Origin of the sequence: Bacillus tequilensis KCTC 13622 (assembly GCF_000507145.1) — a bacterium.
Classification (GTDB): Bacteria; Bacillota; Bacilli; order Bacillales; family Bacillaceae; genus Bacillus; species Bacillus tequilensis.
Genome location: NZ_AYTO01000009.1, coordinates 110,899 through 128,929, shown reverse-complemented (window position 1 = coordinate 128,929; position 18,031 = coordinate 110,899). Strand labels below are relative to the sequence as shown.

Annotated in this window: 16 protein-coding genes and 1 pseudogene; 11 read left to right on the top strand and 6 right to left on the bottom strand. The window is 46.5% G+C overall.

Annotated elements, in window-relative coordinates; genetic code table 11:
- Window positions 1-7 precede the first annotated feature (7 nt).
- Both V756_RS1000000123300 and V756_RS0105770 read right to left on the bottom strand, forming a co-directional pair.
- A pseudogene (locus V756_RS1000000123300) lies at window positions 8-161 on the bottom strand (bacteriocin-like protein SboX).
- Window positions 118-249 (bottom strand): subtilosin A family bacteriocin, encoded by a 132-nt coding sequence (locus V756_RS0105770; RefSeq protein ID WP_024713849.1) that lies wholly within the window; start codon window positions 247-249, stop codon window positions 118-120. Before V756_RS0105770 ends, V756_RS1000000123300 begins: the two are co-directional and overlap by 44 nt.
- A 312-nt stretch (window positions 250-561) precedes the next feature.
- Here V756_RS0105770 and V756_RS0105760 point away from each other — a divergent pair, with 312 nt between their 5' ends.
- From V756_RS0105760 to fnr, 4 genes are all read left to right on the top strand, one after another.
- Window positions 562-990 carry a YwiB family protein gene (locus V756_RS0105760; RefSeq protein ID WP_024713848.1) on the top strand — a complete coding sequence of 143 codons (429 nt, stop codon included), beginning with the start codon at window positions 562-564 and terminating at the stop codon, window positions 988-990.
- Window positions 987-2,657 carry an arginine--tRNA ligase gene (gene argS, locus V756_RS0105755; RefSeq protein WP_024713847.1) on the top strand — a complete coding sequence of 557 codons (1,671 nt, stop codon included), beginning with the start codon at window positions 987-989 and terminating at the stop codon, window positions 2,655-2,657. The genes V756_RS0105760 and argS overlap by 4 nt, the downstream gene beginning before the upstream one ends.
- A gap of 133 nt (window positions 2,658-2,790) precedes the next feature.
- The gene (gene narK / locus V756_RS0105750; protein ID WP_024713846.1) at window positions 2,791-3,981 is read left to right on the top strand and encodes a nitrate transporter NarK; all 1,191 of its coding nucleotides are present in this window, start codon (window positions 2,791-2,793) and stop codon (window positions 3,979-3,981) included.
- Window positions 3,982-4,078: 97 nt separating this feature from the next.
- Window positions 4,079-4,795, top strand: a complete 717-nt coding sequence (fnr, locus tag V756_RS0105745; protein ID WP_024713845.1) for a fumarate/nitrate reduction transcriptional regulator Fnr — start codon at window positions 4,079-4,081, stop codon at window positions 4,793-4,795.
- Between the two features lie 29 nt (window positions 4,796-4,824).
- Here fnr and V756_RS0105740 read toward each other — a convergent pair whose 3' ends face one another.
- A complete protein-coding gene (locus V756_RS0105740) occupies window positions 4,825-5,544 on the bottom strand; it encodes a YwiC-like family protein (protein ID WP_024713844.1) in 720 nt (239 codons plus the stop codon).
- A gap of 143 nt (window positions 5,545-5,687) precedes the next feature.
- On the opposite strand from V756_RS0105740, the gene arfM reads away from it, so the two are divergent.
- The 7 genes from arfM (at window position 5,688) to cls (V756_RS0105705) (ending at window position 15,097) form a co-directional block, all read left to right on the top strand.
- Window positions 5,688-6,164, top strand: coding sequence for a Crp/Fnr family transcriptional regulator ArfM (gene arfM, locus V756_RS0105735; protein WP_024713843.1), 477 nt, complete (start codon window positions 5,688-5,690; stop codon window positions 6,162-6,164).
- Window positions 6,165-6,347: 183 nt separating this feature from the next.
- A complete protein-coding gene (locus tag V756_RS0105730; RefSeq protein WP_024713842.1) occupies window positions 6,348-10,034 on the top strand; it encodes a nitrate reductase subunit alpha in 3,687 nt (1,228 codons plus the stop codon).
- Window positions 10,024-11,487, top strand: a complete 1,464-nt coding sequence (gene narH, locus V756_RS0105725; RefSeq protein ID WP_024713841.1) for a nitrate reductase subunit beta — start codon at window positions 10,024-10,026, stop codon at window positions 11,485-11,487. Before V756_RS0105730 ends, narH begins: the two co-directional genes overlap by 11 nt.
- Window positions 11,488-11,511: 24 nt before the next feature.
- Entirely contained in the window at window positions 11,512-12,069 is a 558-nt protein-coding gene (gene narJ / locus V756_RS0105720; protein ID WP_024713840.1) for a nitrate reductase molybdenum cofactor assembly chaperone, read from the top strand.
- Window positions 12,066-12,737 (top strand): respiratory nitrate reductase subunit gamma, encoded by a 672-nt coding sequence (gene narI, locus V756_RS0105715; protein WP_024713839.1) that lies wholly within the window; start codon window positions 12,066-12,068, stop codon window positions 12,735-12,737. Before narJ ends, narI begins: the two co-directional genes overlap by 4 nt.
- A gap of 127 nt (window positions 12,738-12,864) precedes the next feature.
- The gene (locus tag V756_RS0105710) at window positions 12,865-13,494 is read left to right on the top strand and encodes a YitT family protein (RefSeq protein WP_024713838.1); all 630 of its coding nucleotides are present in this window, start codon (window positions 12,865-12,867) and stop codon (window positions 13,492-13,494) included.
- 100 nt (window positions 13,495-13,594) lie between these two features.
- Window positions 13,595-15,097 (top strand): cardiolipin synthase, encoded by a 1,503-nt coding sequence (gene cls / locus V756_RS0105705; RefSeq protein WP_024713837.1) that lies wholly within the window; start codon window positions 13,595-13,597, stop codon window positions 15,095-15,097.
- 401 nt (window positions 15,098-15,498) lie between these two features.
- On the opposite strand, the gene V756_RS0105700 is transcribed toward cls (V756_RS0105705), so the two are convergent.
- The 3 genes from V756_RS0105700 to cls (V756_RS0105690) form a co-directional block, all read right to left on the bottom strand.
- Window positions 15,499-15,771 (bottom strand): hypothetical protein, encoded by a 273-nt coding sequence (locus V756_RS0105700; RefSeq protein WP_024713836.1) that lies wholly within the window; start codon window positions 15,769-15,771, stop codon window positions 15,499-15,501.
- 80 nt (window positions 15,772-15,851) lie between these two features.
- Window positions 15,852-16,814: a UV DNA damage repair endonuclease UvsE gene (gene uvsE / locus V756_RS0105695; protein ID WP_024713835.1), complete on the bottom strand. Its 963-nt coding sequence runs from the start codon at window positions 16,812-16,814 to the stop codon at window positions 15,852-15,854.
- Between the two features lie 12 nt (window positions 16,815-16,826).
- Window positions 16,827-18,023 (bottom strand): cardiolipin synthase, encoded by a 1,197-nt coding sequence (cls, locus tag V756_RS0105690; protein ID WP_024713834.1) that lies wholly within the window; start codon window positions 18,021-18,023, stop codon window positions 16,827-16,829.
- Window positions 18,024-18,031: the final 8 nt, after the last annotated feature.

The window sequence follows — 18,031 nt, the reverse complement described above, 5'->3', positions numbered from 1 at the left end:
ATGTGATTCAAATGAAAAACAATTGTGTATGTATAACCAAGAGGTAGATTTTAGTTAAAAATTGTAATTTACTTAAAAAGGACATAGCAGAAATGACTATGCCCTTTTTGGAGAACCTTATCCCCAAAGACCGAATAGACCTGTTGCACCGGCAACTTCAAAATCAGGGATAGGACCGTCCACTAGACAAACGGCTCCGATCGAGCATGTTGCACAACCTTTGTTTTCTACAATAATAGCTTTTTTCATAATTGAATCCTCCCTTTTTTTGTTTTTTCTAGCAGATCTATGTTGTGCTTTTATCATAAAACTATTAAATTACCATTTCAATACATATATTTTGAAGAAAATGTGAATTCAAAATGATAGATTTCAGAAAAATGTAACATTTCCTGTGGGCAATTAGTGATATGATTTTCTCTTCTCATAAGGAACTCCTTTTTATGAGGTTTATCTTCAAATCTAATGAGCAATGATGGTAAGATAGAAGCAGTTGAAGTTTACAAACTGAATGATTATACTATTCAAGTCAAAGTGGAATGATGAAAAGGACGTGTCAAAATGAAACAAGAGACACCGATAACACTCCATGTGAAGTCTGTGATCGAGGATGACGGAAATGAGGAAGTCATCGAATTCCGTACTACCGGATTTTACTATGTAAAACAACAAAAAGTGTATCTATCTTATTATGAAGAACACGACCTAGGCAAAGTAAAAACGATTGTGAAGGTGAGCGAAGGCGAAGTCCTGATCATGAGGTCAGGCGCTGTTAAAATGAATCAGCGTTTCATAACGGGAGCTTCCACAATTGCGAAATATAAAATGTCATTTGGTGAGCTTGAGCTGGAAACAAGCACAAAATCGATTCAATCTGATCTCAGTGAAGAAAAAGGCCGAATCAGCATCGCATATGACATGCATGTCGGAGACGAGCAGCAGCATTTACATAATATGACGATCACGTATGAGGGAGGAACTCACGCATGAACATTGCGGAACAAATGAAGGACGTGCTGAAAGAAGAAATCAAAGCGGCCGTTCTGAAAGCGGGACTGGCTGAAGAAAGCCAGATTCCTAATGTCGTTTTAGAAACACCGAAAGATAAAACACACGGAGATTATTCAACAAATATGGCGATGCAGCTTGCCAGAATCGCGAAAAAAGCGCCTCGCCAAATTGCTGAAGAGATTGTCGCTTCTTTTGATAAAGGAAAGGCTTCAATCGAAAAGCTCGATATCGCCGGCCCGGGTTTTATCAATTTCTATATGAATAATCAATATTTAACGAAGCTGATTCCATCTGTATTGGAAGCTGGGGAAGCATACGGAGAAACGAACATCGGAAACGGTGAACGCGTTCAAGTCGAATTCGTATCAGCAAATCCGACGGGAGACCTTCACCTTGGCCATGCCCGCGGTGCGGCTGTCGGTGATTCTCTGTGCAATGTGCTGTCAAAAGCGGGTTACGATGTGAGCCGCGAATACTACATTAACGATGCCGGAAACCAAATCAACAACTTGGCGCTTTCTGTGGAAGTTCGTTACTTTGAAGCGCTCGGCTTGGAAAAACCGATGCCGGAGGACGGCTACCGCGGCGAGGATATCATTGCGATCGGAAAGCGTCTCGCTGAGGAATACGGCGACCGATTCGTCAACGAAGAGGAAAGCGAACGCCTCGCATTTTTCCGTGAATACGGCCTGAAATACGAACTGGAAAAGCTGCGCAAGGACTTGGAAAACTTCCGTGTGCCATTTGATGTGTGGTATTCCGAAACGTCACTGTACCAAAACGGCAAAATCGACACGGCGCTTGAAGCACTTCGAGAAACAGGCCATGTCTATGAAGAAGACGGTGCGACTTGGTTCCGCTCCACGACGTTCGGCGATGATAAAGACCGCGTATTGATCAAGAAGGACGGCACGTACACGTACCTGCTTCCTGATATCGCGTACCATAAGGACAAGCTTGACCGCGGCTTTGATAAGCTGATCAACGTATGGGGCGCCGATCACCACGGCTATATCCCGCGCATGAAAGCGGCAATCGAAGCGCTTGGTTATGAAAAAGGAACGCTTGAAGTGGAAATCATTCAGCTCGTTCACCTTTACAAAAACGGCGAGAAAATGAAAATGAGCAAACGGACGGGTAAAGCGGTAACGATGCGCGACCTGATTGAAGAAGTCGGCTTGGATGCCGTGCGTTACTTCTTCGCGATGCGCAGTGCTGATACGCACATGGATTTTGACTTGGATCTTGCTGTATCAACATCTAACGAAAACCCTGTGTATTATGCACAATACGCACATGCCCGTATTTGCAGCATGCTTCGCCAAGGAGAAGAGCAGGGGCTTAAGCCGGCGGCGGATCTTGATTTCAGCCCTATTCAATCAGAAAAAGAATATGACCTGCTGAAAACGATCGGCGGCTTCCCTGAGGCAGTGGCGGAAGCGGCGGAAAAACGAATTCCGCACCGTGTCACAAACTATATTTATGATCTGGCATCTGCTCTGCACAGCTTCTACAACGCGGAGAAAGTCATCGATCCAGAAAATGAAGAGAAAAGCCGCGCGCGCCTCGCTTTAATGAAGGCAACGCAAATTACGCTGAACAATGCGCTTCAGCTGATCGGCGTATCGGCTCCGGAAAAAATGTAATGATGACGAAAGGACAAAGTCTTCGGGCTTTGTCCTTTTTTTATGGGTAGAACGTGTGATGTATTTCACAATCCTGTTTGCCGGGTTTTTGTATGATAAGACTGATATTGAATCATTGAAAGGGGCAAGCCGAATGATCAACCGTCAACACATTCAATTATCGTTACAGTCATTAAGCTTAGTGGCAGGATTTATGGTGTGGGTGCTGATTTCATCACTCATTTCTCAAATCACATTAGATATTCATTTGAGTAAAGGCGAGATCTCTTTGGTGACGGCGATTCCCGTTATCCTCGGGTCGCTTCTCCGCATTCCTTTAGGGTATTTAACGAACAGGTTTGGCGCGCGGCTGATGTTTATGATCAGCTTCATCTTGCTTTTGTTTCCTGTGTTTTGGATCAGTATCGCAAACTCACTATTTGATTTAATCGCAGGCGGTTTTTTCTTAGGGATCGGGGGAGCGGTGTTCTCCATTGGGGTGACATCCCTTCCGAAATATTATCCGAAAGAAAAGCACGGTGTCGTCAATGGGATTTACGGAGCCGGAAACATTGGAACCGCGATTACCACATTTGCCGCGCCGGTAATCGCTCAAGCTGCGGGATGGAAAGCAACTGTCCAGATGTATCTGGTTTTGCTGGCGTTTTTCGCGTTGCTGCACGTTTTGTTCGGTGATCGGCATGAGAAGAAAGTAAATGTTTCCGTGAAAACTCAAATCAAGGCCGTTTACCGAAATCATGTGCTGTGGTTTTTGAGCCTGTTTTATTTTATTACGTTTGGCGCTTTTGTCGCCTTCACTATCTATCTGCCGAACTTTCTGGCAGAACATTTTGGGCTGAGTCCGGCGGATGCCGGTTTGCGGACAGCTGGCTTTATTGCCGTATCAACGCTGCTCAGGCCTGCAGGCGGATTTCTGGCTGATAAAATAAGCCCGCTTCGCATCCTGATGGTCGTTTTTGCGGGACTTACATTATCAGGCATTATCTTATCGTTCTCACCGACGATCGGCCTTTATACGTTTGGAACATTAACGGTGGCGGTCTGCTCAGGTATAGGAAACGGGACCGTTTTTAAACTCGTGCCTTTCTATTTTTCGAAGCAAGCGGGTATTGCAAATGGTATTGTGTCTGCCATGGGCGGATTAGGAGGATTTTTCCCTCCGCTGATTTTGGCGAGTGTATTTCAGGCAACAGGCCAATACGCGATCGGCTTTATGGCGCTTTCTGAAGTAGCGTTAGCCAGCTTTGTCCTTGTCATATGGATGTATTGGCAGCAAAAAATGAAAACGCACACGGAGAGAAACAGTCAGAGTCTTGATTCATAATGATCCATTCACAAGATTGTTAGTTTTTTCTGGGTGAGTGCAAATCAAGTCACGTTACAATAAACATACGCAACGTGACTTTCTTCGAGGTGAGCTCATGAATTTTCTCTCTGTTCGACCATCTGATAGTGATTTGATCTCCAGCGATCTCCATGAATTGCTGGAATCAATCAGCACGAAAAGAAAAATGGAAAAACACACGTATTTGTTTCGGGAAGGAATGGATGCAGAAGAGCTTTATCTGATTCAATCAGGACTCATTGAAATCGGCAAGCTGACATCTGACGGAAAAGACCTGACGCTTAGAATCTGCCAAAAGCATGATATTGTCGGTGAATTAACACTTTTCACCGAGGAGCCAAGGTATATGCTCAGTGCAAAAGTGCTGGAGGATGGCGAGGTGCTCGTCATTAATAAGAACAAGCTGGAAAAGGAATTAATCCAAAACGGTGCTTTGACATTTGAATTTATGAAATGGATGAGCTCCCACCTCCGGAAAATCCAGTCCAAAATCAGGGATCTGCTTCTTCACGGCAAAAAGGGAGCGCTCTACTCCACCCTTATCCGCTTATCAAACAGCTATGGGGTGGAACGAAGCGACGGCATTCTGATTAACATTGTGCTGACAAATCAGGATTTGGCAAAGTTCTGCGCGGCGGCAAGAGAAAGTGTAAACCGTATGCTGGGAGATCTCCGCAAACAAGGGGTCATTTCAATAGACGAATCCGGAAAAATTATTTTGCACAAGCTGGACTATTTGCGATGCGAGATCGAGTGTGAAAATTGTCCGCTGGAGATTTGCAATATTGACTAAAAAACAAGGACACCGCTGTCCTTGTTTTTTTATCTTGTGATGAACATGCACATGACGGCAAAAAAGAAGCCGGCATTCACGATTTCCAAAATGCCGATCGTTTTCGCGGGCCAATCTCTTCCATGAAAAAACCATGCCCGCAAGCTGCTTGGGATAAAAGCAAGAAATGCCCATCCTGCTCCGAGAAGAGCGGATAAAAAAGGGAGCAGCAGGTGATAGCCCCATGACCAGTATGCAAATCCTCTGTTTCTTTTCTCCCGGATGACCGACTTCACATAAAAGGAACTCCCGATAAAAAATAAAGCAGATTGAGAGAGAATAAACCAAGCCCAGCCGTCAAGAATTCCCGTCCCCAGCCAGCAGCTCGCAAGCCCGCCCGAACAAAAAAACAAGACTCCCGCAATATCATTCATCAGTGCTCGTTCGTTTTTTCGGCGGGCAAAATACATATGGATGAGGAACAGCGGCACTAAAGTAACGCCGATCCAGATGAGCGGCGGCTTATGAAAGACAGAAATCATCAAAAAGCAGCAAGCCGGAAAACCGTAAGCATATATCCACTTTTGATAGGGCTTGAGTTGTTTCCTTTTCAAGGCGAGCGTAATGGGATAAACCGCCAAGTAAAGGAAAAGCCAGCCTAGGAAGAGCGGAATATGCCAGAGAACGGGACCGCCCTTGACCATCCCGAGTAAAAATGGAATCAGCAGCATGGCCCATGCGCCGTGCTGATTCGGAATCATCACCTTCATCGAAATCCTCCTTTTGTATGTCATTATAAATGCAGTCATCCTTCCGGTAAGTGACATTCATCATATAAGCTGTGAAATATATCACTGCTGTACAGGCTCAATCGAGCTACACTAAAGCTATCCTTAGCACAGGAGGCTTTCCTATGAAACGGTGTGACTATTTATTATTTCTGAAACAACTTCCTATGTTTAAAGAAGTGCCTCTATCGATTGTGGAAACCTTGCTGAAAAACGGAACGTTTATCCGCGGCTCATCTGATCAGTCTCCATCCTTTCTTCATTCTCAATCCGTTTATATTGTATTAAAAGGCAGTGTGCGTTTTATGGACAGGAGGCTTCCTGAAGGCTCGAAAACCGTTGCGCTGTGGGAAAAAGGCGATGTGTTTCCGATAGATGAAAAAGGCGGGCTGTATTTATCGCCTTTTATCAAAGTCAATGCCACTTCAGACATTCTAATTCTTAATATCCCTTATTGCATATTTAAAAAAATGATGTCTTACCATCCCCAGCTGCAAATGAATTTTTTGGCTATGCTTCAGCAAAACGTCTTTTGTTCCTATCAATTATTTTTGCGGTATTTGCATACATCACAAGATGAAAATGCCGAGCCCGGTTCTTAAATAGAGCCGGTTTTTTTAATCGTTGAATGGACGCAGCCTTCATCAACCTGTGAAAGTCCTTCCTTCTCCTTCATGTGAAAATTTTGTGAAAAAAGCAGAGTGTGTGACATAGTTCACAAGAAAATACACTGTCTCTGTTTATAGTGAACTTAGCATCACCTGACTCGGAAGGAGTGAACTTTCATGAAGAAAAAGAAAATGAGTCCGTTGTTTAGGAGATTGAATTATTTCTCTCCTATCGAACACCATTCAAATAAACATAGCCAAACCACCCGCGAAGATCGCGATTGGGAGAATGTATACAGAAACAGATGGCAGCACGACAAAGTCGTTCGCTCCACCCACGGCGTCAACTGCACGGGGTCTTGCAGCTGGAATATTTATGTGAAAAACGGAATTGTCACGTGGGAAGGGCAAAACTTGAATTATCCATCAACAGGCCCGGATATGCCTGATTTCGAACCGAGAGGCTGTCCGCGAGGGGCCAGTTTTTCATGGTATATCTACAGCCCGCTCCGTGTGAAATACCCATACGTACGGAGTGTACTGATCAATTTGTGGCGGGAAGCATTGCAGGCGCATCAAAATCCGCTTGATGCTTGGAAATCAATCGTTGAAAACCCTGAAAAAGCGAAGTCCTATAAACAGGCAAGAGGGAAAGGCGGTTTTGTGCGCGCTGAATGGCCGGAGGTGCTGAAGCTGATTTCAGCCTCTCTGCTGTATACAGTCATGAAATACGGGCCTGACCGGAATGTCGGCTTTTCTCCGATTCCAGCTATGTCCATGATCAGCCACGCGTCAGGCTCTCGATTTATGTCGTTAATCGGCGGCCCTATGCTCAGTTTTTATGACTGGTATGCGGATCTTCCGCCAGCGTCCCCGCAAATTTGGGGCGACCAGACGGACGTTCCGGAAAGCAGTGATTGGTACAATTCAGGCTATATCATCACATGGGGTTCCAACGTTCCGTTAACGAGAACGCCTGACGCGCACTTTTTAGCGGAGGCCCGCTATAAAGGCGCCAAGGTGATTTCAATCAGTCCCGATTTTGCGGAATCCTCTAAATTCGCGGATGACTGGCTCAGTATCCGCCAAGGGACTGACGGTGCGCTTGCGATGGCCATGGGTCACGTCATTTTGCAGGAATTTTACGTGAATCAAGAGACGGAACGTTTCATGGAATACGCGAAGCAATACACGGATTTTCCATTCCTCGTCACCCTGTCAAAAGAAAATGGCGTATACACAGCGGGGCGGTTTCTGCATGCGAAGGATATCGGGCGGCAGACAAAGCATGATCAATGGAAGCCTGCGGTCTGGAATGAACAGACAAACGAATTTGCTATACCGCAAGGAACAATGGGCTCCCGCTGGGACGGGCAGCAGAAATGGAACCTGCATATGATCGATGAAGACACCGGGGAGCCGATTGAACCCCGACTCTCTGTGCTTGGAATGGAGGACGAAATCGGCTCGGTGCGCATTCCGTATTTTTCAAATGACGGAAACAAAGTGCTGGAGCGGGACCTTCCTATTAAAAAACTGGACCTGAACGGCGAAGAGGTGTGTGTCACGACCGTGTTTGACTTGATATTGGCCAACTACGGGGTGAACCGGGGCATCGGTCAGCAATCAGCTGTCTCTTATGATGATCCTGAGCCGTTTACACCTGGCTGGCAGGAACAGATGACGGGAATCAAAAAAGAGGCCGTCATTAAGATTGCGAGAGAGTTTGCTCAAAATGCGATCGATACAGACGGACGGTCCATGATTATCGTAGGAGCGGGGATTAACCACTGGTTCAATTCCGACACAATCTACCGCGCGGTGTTAAATCTTGTTTTATTGGTAGGCGCCCAAGGCGTAAACGGCGGAGGCTGGGCTCATTATGTCGGTCAGGAAAAGCTCCGTCCCGCTGAAGGGTGGCAAACGATCGCAAATGCAAAGGACTGGGAGGGTGTGCCCAAGCTGCAAAACGGGACCTCGTTTTTCTACTTTGCGACAGACCAGTGGCGTTACGAAGACCAGCCGATCAGTGACTTGGCTTCACCGATCGCTTCTTCATCCCGCTACAAGCATCACGCCGATTACAATGTGCTGGCGGCCCGATTAGGATGGCTGCCGTCCTACCCGACTTTTGATAAAAACGGCATTGACCTATACAAAGAGGCTGAAAAAGCGGGGGCGGAGACACCTGAAGACGTTGGGGCGTATGTAGCCTCACAGCTTCAAGAGAAAAAGCTGAAATTTGCGATTGAAGATCCAGACAATGAAGCCAATTTCCCGAGAAATCTCTTCGTATGGCGGGCGAATCTGATCTCCAGCTCAGGAAAAGGGCATGAATATTTTCTCAAGCATCTGCTGGGAACGACGAACGGTTTGATGAATGACGACAGCGACAGCATCCGCCCTGAAGAAATCAAATGGTGGGAGCAGGCACCGGAAGGGAAGCTCGACTTATTAATCAATCTTGATTTTCGAATGGCTGGTACGGCGCTGTATTCCGATATCGTGCTGCCGGCGGCGACATGGTATGAAAAACACGATCTCAGCAGCACGGATATGCATCCGTTCATTCATCCTTTTGCTCCGGCGATCTCGGCTCCGTGGGAATCGAAGTCAGACTGGGATATTTTCAAGGCACTGTCAAAAGCCGTTTCCGATCTGGCGGAAGAAGTCGAGATGGAGCCGGTGAAAGAAGTGGTTGCTACGCCGCTCCTCCACGACACGATGCAGGAGCTGGCCCAGCCGTTCGGCAAAATCAATGACTGGAGCAAAGGCGAATGTGAAGCCATTCCGGGAAAAACGATGCCGAACATCCAAGTCGTTGAACGGGATTACAAGCATATTTTTCATAAAATGACCGCGCTCGGACCTTACACCGGTTTAAAACCGAGCGGCACAAAAGGGATGAGCTGGTCGATAGCCGAAGAATATGAATCACTCAAAAAGAGACTTGGAGAAATCACCTCGGACAGCGTCGCAAAGGGATGTCCGGATATAAGTGAAGCGAAGCAGGCGGCGGAAGCGATTTTAACCCTATCGTCTACCTCAAATGGAAAAGTCGCCGTGAAAGCCTGGGAATCACTTGAAAACATCACAAATCTGGAGCTGAAAGACCTGGCGGAAGAACGGGAGGAAGAATGCTTTACGTTCGAACAAATTACAGCCCAGCCGAAAACGGTCATCACCTCTCCGGCCTTTACCGGCTCAGAAAAAGGAGGGCGCAGGTACTCTCCGTTTACGACGAATGTAGAAAAATTAATTCCGTGGCGGACACTGACGGGCAGACAATCTTATTATGTCGATCATGAACTGATGATGGAATTCGGTGAAACGATGGCGACATTTAAACCGATCCTCCAGCATCGTCCGTTCCTAAGCAAACGGCCCGATCAAGAGGGCAAAGAAATCGTTCTTAATTATTTGACGCCGCATAATAAATGGTCCGTCCACAGCATGTATTTTGATTCCCTGCCGATGCTGACGCTGTTCCGCGGCGGGCCGACCGTATGGATGAATAAAGATGACGCCGCGGATACGGATATCAAAGACAACGATTGGATTGAATGCTTCAACCGAAACGGCGTTGTCGTTGCGAGAGCGGTTTTGTCTCACCGGATTCCTAAAGGAATGGCGTTTATGCACCATGCCCAGGACCGTCACATCAACGTGCCCGGCACAAAACTGACAAATAACCGCGGAGGCACCCATAACAGCCCGACAAGGATTCACGTCAAGCCGACACAGATGATCGGGGGCTATGCCCAGCTCAGCTACGGCTTTAACTATTACGGTCCAACAGGGAACCAGCGCGACCTGAATGTCGTCATCCGCAAGCTGAAGGAGGTCGATTGGCTTGAAGATTAAAGCGCAAATCGGTATGGTCATGAACTTGGATAAATGCATCGGCTGCCACACGTGCAGCGTCACCTGCAAAAACACGTGGACAAACCGTTCCGGTGCGGAATATATGTATTTTAATAATGTGGAAACAAAGCCGGGCATCGGCTACCCGAAGCAATGGGAGGACCAGGACAAATATAAAGGCGGCTGGACATTGAAAAAAGGGAAGCTTGAACTGAAATCAGGCTCGAAAACAAACCGGCTTGCAGGCCTTTTCTATAACCCGAACCAGCCGACGATTGATGATTACTATGAACCTTGGAACTATGATTATGAAACATTAACAAACAGTCCGCAGAAAAAGCACCAGCCAGTGGCACGGCCGAAATCGTCCTTGACGGGTGATTTTATGAATATCGAATGGGGCCCGAACTGGGAGGATGATCTCGCTGGCGGCCACATTACAGGGCTTGAAGATCCAAACGTGCAAAAGATGGAGGAATCGATCAAAACAGAATTCGATGAAGTTTTTATGATGTATCTGCCGCGTATTTGTGAGCACTGCATCAATCCGGCGTGCGTTTCCTCCTGCCCGTCCGGCGCTATGTACAAACGCGAGGAGGACGGCATTGTGCTTGTGGATCAAAACGCGTGCCGTTCATGGAGGTATTGCGTCTCTTCCTGCCCTTATAAAAAAGTCTATTTTAACTGGCAAACGAACAAAGCGGAAAAATGCACACTTTGCTTCCCGCGATTGGAGGCCGGACTGCCGACCATCTGCTCCGAGACATGTGTCGGCAGAATCCGCTATCTCGGTGTCATGCTGTATGATGCGGACAAAGTGGAGGAAGCGGCATCTGTTGAAAATGAAAAGGATCTCTATCATTCCCAATTAGACGTTTTTCTCGATCCGAATGATCCTGAAGTTGCCAAACTGGCAAAAGAACAAGGCATCCCGGCTGAATGGATAGAGGCCGCGCAGCAATCGCCGATCTACAAAATGATCATCGACTGGAAGATTGCGCTGCCGCTTCACCCTGAGTACCGCACCCTGCCGATGGTTTGGTACATTCCGCCGCTGAGCCCGATTATGAATCTTTTTGAAGGAAAAGGCAGCCAGCAAACGGCGGAAGATATTTTCCCGGCTATCGACCAAATGAGAATTCCGATTGACTATTTGGCGCAGCTATTAACAGCTGGTGATACGGATCATATTCGATCCACGTTAAAGAAAATGTCTGTCATGCGCCAGTATATGAGAGCAGTCCAGACGAATAAATCCATCGACCCGGCCCTGATCTCCAGTGTCGGCTTAACAGAAAAGCAAATTGAAGACATGTATCGGCTGCTTGCGATCGCCAAATATGATGACCGCTTTGTGATCCCGAGCAGCCATCGAGAAGAAGTGTCTGATTTATACGCTGAACAAGGAAGCTGCGGTTTGTCATTTTCAGGCGGCCCCGGCTCTTGTTTCTAACTTTTGAAAATGAGGTGGAACAAGATGAACACCACAGACCGGCAAATCACATTCTCCGCTCTTTCCTGTCTCCTGTCTTATCCGGATGAAGAGTGGAGAGCCGAGCTTCCCGATTGGAAGGCTCTTATCCATGAAATCGGCAATCAGCAAATCCGTGAGAAACTGCTGCACTTTTTCGAGGCGTCAGCCAGGTTTTCTCGAGAAGCGCTGATTGAACACTATGTCTACACGTTCGACTTCGGGAAAAAAACGAATATGTACGTCACGTACTTTAACTCAGGCGAGCAAAGGGAGCGCGGAATTGAACTGCTGCATTTAAAAAACACCTACCAGCAATCCGGTTTCCTGCCGACAGAGAAAGAGCTGCCTGATTATCTGCCGCTTATGCTGGAATTCGCCGCGGTCGCAGAAATTGAAGCAGTGAGAAGCGTGTTTGAGAAATATTTGTCCAATGTGAGGGAGCTGGCATCCCGCCTCGAAAAAAATGACAGCCTCTATGCTGAGCTGCTGCACGTGCTGCAGGCCGCGCTGGAAAGCATCGGCGTGCGTGAATACATTGAAGAAGGGGCTGTTCAGGCATGAGCGAGCGGATCCTGTGGGGGATTATGCCGTACATTGTATTGACGATCTTTATCGGCGGGCATATTTACCGCTATCAGCATGACCAGTTTGGCTGGACGGCGAAATCAAGCGAGCTGTTAGAAAAGAAGAAACTCGCGGCGGGCAGCACACTTTTTCATTGGGGGCTGCTGTTCGTTGTCGGCGGACATGTCATGGGAATTCTGATCCCGGAAGGCGTGTATACTGCACTTGGCATTTCAGAGCATACGTATCACAAAATGGCGATCGGCGCTGGCCTGCCGGCGGGGATTGCGGCATGTACCGGACTAGTGATCCTGACGTACAGAAGGCTGTTTGACAAAAGAATCCGCAAAACCAGCTCGCCATCGGATATCCTTACGCTCATCCTGCTTCTGTTCATGATGCTGTCAGGTGTTGCGGCCACGTTTCTCAACATTGATTCGAAAGGATTTGATTACAGGGCAACGGTGGGGCCGTGGTTCAGGGAAATTGTTTTGTTCCGGCCTGACGCTTCTTTGATGGAGAGTGTCCCGCTATGGTTTAAGTTTCATATCATGATCGGATACGTCGTTTTTATCCTTTGGCCGTTTACAAGATTGGTTCACGTATTCAGCCTGCCGCTCAAGTATTTGACCCGCAGCTATGTCGTGTATCGGAAACGCTCGTGAAAATCCCCCTTGCAAGAGGGGGATTTTTTTATAAACGTGAGATATTTTCTGCCAATGAAATGGCTGGGCGGCCGCGATTCCTGTTATGTTTGATGTGGAAATAACATCAACAAAAGGAGCGTGAAGAATGAAGCGGATTTTACTCATTTTAACTGCTTGTCTGATGACAAGCGCCGGGGTCCTGACGCTCAGACATTCTCATGTGTTGACCGGCGGCACAGCCGGACTGTCACTAAGCCTGACATACTTGTTTCATTCCCCGTTTGCCATTATCTTCTTTCTGATCAATATCCCGTTTTATGTGTTTTCTTTCGTCAGAATGGGCATCAAATTCACCCTATCCACCGTTTTTGCAGTCACAGCGCTGACTTTGTTTACAAGCGCGGATCACTGGCTGCCGTCTGTCTCTTTTTCACCGCTTGCCGGGTCGATTTGCGGCGGAGCGCTGATCGGGTTCGGCCTGTCGCTCATGTTTTATCATCAGGCATCGCTCGGCGGCGCCAATATCCTCGCTTTATTTCTGCAAAAGCGCTGCGGATGGAATCCGGGCGCGGTTAATTTTCTCTTCGATTTTGGGGTAGTGCTGGCGGGCATTTTTTCCGTTGGATTGCTGAGAGGGATATTCTCCTTAGTGTCGATTGCGGTCACAGGCCTGATCGTCGGCTTCTTCAAAAATAAAATCAAAGGCAGCTACTCCCTCAAGCCGGCTTTGCTTCAGAACATCGCAAACAGCCAATCTCATGAAGCCTCATCATAAGCCTTTCCGTGCTTTGCGGAGAGGCTTTTTATGTAGAAGGTTTACAGATTAGAAAAAAGAGGTATACGGAGGTAATCGAATCAGATTGGAGAGAATCAGGATGCTGAAAAGGAGACTGGAATTTTTCTTTTTATATATCATGCTCATCGGGGCATATGTCATATGGTTTTTTCCGGTTTCCAGGCTTGAGTTTTACGGAGGATTGCTTTGCTATGTAAGTATTATTTTGTTCAGCATCTATTCGTTAATTCTAGAAAACCGCACCTCGCAGCACACACTGTTATGGATTCACATTCTTGTCTTTTTTCCGATCGCCGGCTACATGTTTTACCTGTTTTCCGGACAGCTTTATGTGAAGGGAAAGCTGTTTAAGACAAAACGAATGTACAACAGAGAAAAGCTCAGGAAGCTGTTTCAAATGGAGGAAACGCCGAAAGTGACAGGCCTGAAGGACAATCAAGAAAGGTTTTTTACATATTCCATCAGGGCAGCCCACATGAATATCAATACGAAAAGCAATATCAAAGTGCTGAAAAACGGTGAAGAAACCTTTCCGGATATCTTCAAGGCAATGAGAGAAGCGGAATCTTATATACATATTGAATACTACATGTTTAAATCAGACATGCTCGGCCGCGGAATGATGGACATTATGATGGAGAAAGCGCGCCAAGGTATCGAAGTGCGGTTTTTATATGATGCCGCAGGGAGCATCAAGCTGGCTGGAAGAGATATCATGCAAATGAAACAAGCGGGAGTGGACATCGTTCCGTTTTCTCCGCTGAAATACGGGTTTTTCAACCAGAAGCTTAATTTCAGAAATCACCGGAAGATCGTGATCGTCGATGGAAAAATCGGTTTTGTGGGCGGATTAAACGTAGGGAAGGAATATATCAGCAGAGATCCGTACATCGGCTTTTGGAGAGACACGCACCTGCGGCTGGAAGGAGAAATTGTGCAAACGCTTCACGCCATCTTTATGCTGGATTGGGAATACGTCTCCAATGAAGTGTTAATTGATCAAAAGGTGTACAATGCTCCGGTTCCCGTGGAGGGAGAGGGCATTTACCAAGTTGTCGCGACAGGTCCTGACATGAAAGAAAGCATGAGCGACCTTTATTATGAAATGATTTCTTCAGCGCAGAAATCAATATGGATCGCCACGCCCTATTTTGTCCCGAATGAGTCCATTCGCACGGCGCTGAAAGCAGCGGCGACAAAAGGCGTGGAGGTAAGGGTCATGGTGCCGGAGAGGAACGACAGCTTTTTGACGCAATACGCGTCTAGATCGTATTTTCCAGAGCTGCTTCTTGAGGGGATTGAGGTGTATTCTTATCAAAAAGGCTTTATGCATCAAAAAGTCATGATCGTTGACGGAGACCTCGCTTCTGTCGGCACCGCGAATATGGACATGCGCAGCTTCCAGCTCAACTTCGAAGTGAACGTATTCTTCACGGATGCCGAAGCGATCCGCACTCTTGAAGCCCATTTCGAAGAAGATATGCTGGACAGTGAAAAACTCAGCCCTGTCGGCTTTTATAAAAGGGGAATGGTTGATCGGACAAAAGAATCCTTTGCCCGTCTGTTTTCAGGTGTTCTGTAGGAAAGGGATTATGATGGGCAACTTTGCTGATGTACATTATTGTTCGTAAGCTTTGGCGTTCATGTTCCCATTTTGTTGTGATCATTGAAACAAAGCTGAAATAAAAAGGGATGAACCCATTCGGACAGCGGTTCAGCTCCATTATGTAAAACCATAAGAAAAAGGATAGACGAGATGTCTATCCTTTCAGCGTGTCGACAAACCCTTGCATTCGTTGTCAAGCCTGTGCGTTGGTCCTCACGAATTAGGACATTCGCTCCGCTCCAATGCTCGCCTTTCCTAGATTTCAAGGGTTTTCAATCACGCTGAAAAGATGACAAAATCCTAAAACTAAACCGTTTTAGGATTTTGTCAACAATCTGAAAGGATAGACGAGATGTCTATTCTTTTTATATGTAAGTTTAAAGCGCTTCTTTTTCAGCGGGCTCAATGATCGTTTGGAATTTTTCAATCAGCTGCGGCGCTTTTGTGCCTTCCACGACAATCAAATATTCCTTTTCATTATGAGCCATTCGGAACGTTTCAAGCTCAATTAAGTTTTTGATTTTGCACATCGTTTTCTTTGAATAGATATAAACCTCATGGCTTCCGGAATGGCACATTTTATAAAGATGAATCAAATTTCTTAAAGTAAAGGCCTGTGCGGCTACTTTCAGAGACTTGATGTTTTTCATGATCTTTCTCCTCCATCGGTTGTTGTCTTATATAGGGTATGTTCCCAGAGCGGGCGAGCCGTAAACCTGATTTTGCACATTTATGATTTCCATTGCAGTGTGCCGCCGCCAATGCGTTTGACACCGCGTATGGAGCCTAATTCATCCATCAATCGCAGAAGCGCCTTGTCTTTTTGCTTTGCTTCAATCATGAAATCAATATTTGTTCCCCATTGCCTGAAGCGTTCCAGCAGCGGCAGCAAAAAGTTCGCGTCAACATAATCGGCATGGCTGCGCAGGGCTTGCTCCGATTTTGGAGAAGACAGGTGAACCTTCGGCTGCAGGCCGATCCGCTCCCACGTTTTGATCATCCGGGGCAGTGCTTCATTTAGGTCTGCGTCGTCATCTGGATTGGCATAAAAATGATGAAAATCAAAGACAAACGGTACATCCTCTCGCTCACAAACTTGAAGCGTTTCCTCGGTCGTATATGTTTTATCATCGTTTTCCAGCGTCATCCGCTGTTTGATCTCCTGTGGCAGCTTCTTCATATTTTGATGAAATTGTGCAGTGGCGGTATCTTTATCTCCGTAAGCGCCGCCAATATGAATGTTGATAACCGAGCGGTCAGCAATGCCCATGGCTTCAAGCATGCGATAGTGATACGCCATATCGGTTACCGCATTTTTTGTGACGTTTTCCTTCGGGCTCGTAAACAGAGTGAATTGGTTGGGATGAAAGCTTGTTCTCAGGTGATGTGTTTTCACAAGCTCTCCGATCTCCCGAAACTCCTTTTGAAACGGCGTCACAAAATCCCACATCACATCGGGATGCGTGGCCAGCGGCACAATCGAACTGGAAAAACGATACAAAGGAATGCCGTGGCCGATAATATAGTGAAGGGTTCTCATCGTATTGCGCAAATTGGCTTTTGTCACAGTCAGCAGGGCTTCTTTTCTTTCATCCTTTGATAGCTTTGAATAACGCGCAAATGTTAATGTTTTAGCGGGGGACGCATCCCAAAGGCTCATCGCATTTGAAACGAACCCGAATCTGAAAATCATAGGTACTCTCCTTTATAAAAAATAAGATAATGCTCTGCCAAGCCATTCCGCCGGGCGCTGTCTGAATGTGCGTTTGCTGAAAGCCGTCTTTGTCAGCAGCTCCGACTTCTTTATATCTTCCTCAATCGTGGCATAGACTTCACGAGTAAAAGCCTCATCATCAATTTCGACATTGACCTCTTCATTTAAAAACAGGCTTCGCTTATCGAAGTTGGCTGTTCCGATGATGCTGAGATGGTCGTCTATGATGACGGCTTTTACATGATAAAACCCTTGATAGTAGCGATAAATCAGACAGCCGGCATCCAAGAGCTCCGAATAATACGTAAAAGCTGTTTCTCGTACCAGCGGATGGTCTGATTTCATCGGTACAATGATTCTCACGGATACGCCGTTTTTTCTCGCATTAAGCAGAGCTGCTTGAAGCGGTTTTGACGGAATATAATAAGGCGTGCAAATGGTAAGGCGATTCTTGGCCTGCGCGATATTGGCCAAATACTTTTTTTCAAGTGAATAGCCGTCGGTCGCATAAATCTTATGAGAGGTATTCCCTTGCGGAAGCTTTGGAAAAACATCCGAACCTAGTGCGATTCCGGTATTTCGCTTGAGATCGGAAGCAAATAGCGTTTGAAGATCGTGCACGCCTTCTCCCTTCACACGTAAGTGATAGTCCTCCCAATTCCCAAATTTCGCCTTCTTTCCAAGGTATTCCTCAGCGATGTTAAACCCGCCGATATAACCGATTTTTCCATCTATCACAGCTATTTTTCGGTGATTTCGTTTTTGCATGTGAAAAAAGAAATAAGGAAAACGAGGCTGGTTCATCACATGAACATGAACGCCGGCATTTTTCATCGTCTTGAGCGCTGTTTTTTTAATTGTCCGGCAGCCCGCCCAATCCAGAAGCAAATAAACGGAAACGCCAGCCTCGGCTTTTGTCTTCAGCAGGGTATACATCTTGTGGCTGACCTCATCGTTTTTCATAATAAAAAACATCATGTGGACAGAAGAGGCGGCCTGGCTGATATCTTTCATCATCCGTTCAACGAGGTCGGTGCCGCAGTGGATCAATTTGATGTCACTCTTCTTTTTTGAAAAAACAGGCTCGTACGCATTCTTTTTGTATCCTGCGCGGCCCATGAAGATATCAAGCAAAATCAAAGCAAAAAGAATAACCACAATGATTATTATCACGAACAATCCCTTCATCCCGGCAC

Coding starts and splice junctions, on each gene's coding strand:
- V756_RS0105730 (WP_024713842.1), top strand. CDS start 6,348: ATGAAGAAAAAGAAAATGAGTCCGTTGTTTAGGAGATTGAATTATTTC.
- narK (WP_024713846.1), top strand. CDS start 2,791: ATGATCAACCGTCAACACATTCAATTATCGTTACAGTCATTAAGCTTA.
- cls (WP_024713837.1), top strand. CDS start 13,595: ATGCTGAAAAGGAGACTGGAATTTTTCTTTTTATATATCATGCTCATC.
- cls (WP_024713834.1), bottom strand. CDS start 18,023: ATGAAGGGATTGTTCGTGATAATAATCATTGTGGTTATTCTTTTTGCT.
- V756_RS0105770 (WP_024713849.1), bottom strand. CDS start 249: ATGAAAAAAGCTATTATTGTAGAAAACAAAGGTTGTGCAACATGCTCG.
- argS (WP_024713847.1), top strand. CDS start 987: ATGAACATTGCGGAACAAATGAAGGACGTGCTGAAAGAAGAAATCAAA.
- V756_RS0105710 (WP_024713838.1), top strand. CDS start 12,865: ATGAAGCGGATTTTACTCATTTTAACTGCTTGTCTGATGACAAGCGCC.
- uvsE (WP_024713835.1), bottom strand. CDS start 16,814: ATGATTTTCAGATTCGGGTTCGTTTCAAATGCGATGAGCCTTTGGGAT.
- fnr (WP_024713845.1), top strand. CDS start 4,079: ATGAATTTTCTCTCTGTTCGACCATCTGATAGTGATTTGATCTCCAGC.
- V756_RS0105760 (WP_024713848.1), top strand. CDS start 562: ATGAAACAAGAGACACCGATAACACTCCATGTGAAGTCTGTGATCGAG.
- V756_RS0105740 (WP_024713844.1), bottom strand. CDS start 5,544: ATGAAGGTGATGATTCCGAATCAGCACGGCGCATGGGCCATGCTGCTG.
- narI (WP_024713839.1), top strand. CDS start 12,066: ATGAGCGAGCGGATCCTGTGGGGGATTATGCCGTACATTGTATTGACG.
- narJ (WP_024713840.1), top strand. CDS start 11,512: ATGAACACCACAGACCGGCAAATCACATTCTCCGCTCTTTCCTGTCTC.
- arfM (WP_024713843.1), top strand. CDS start 5,688: ATGAAACGGTGTGACTATTTATTATTTCTGAAACAACTTCCTATGTTT.
- V756_RS0105700 (WP_024713836.1), bottom strand. CDS start 15,771: ATGAAAAACATCAAGTCTCTGAAAGTAGCCGCACAGGCCTTTACTTTA.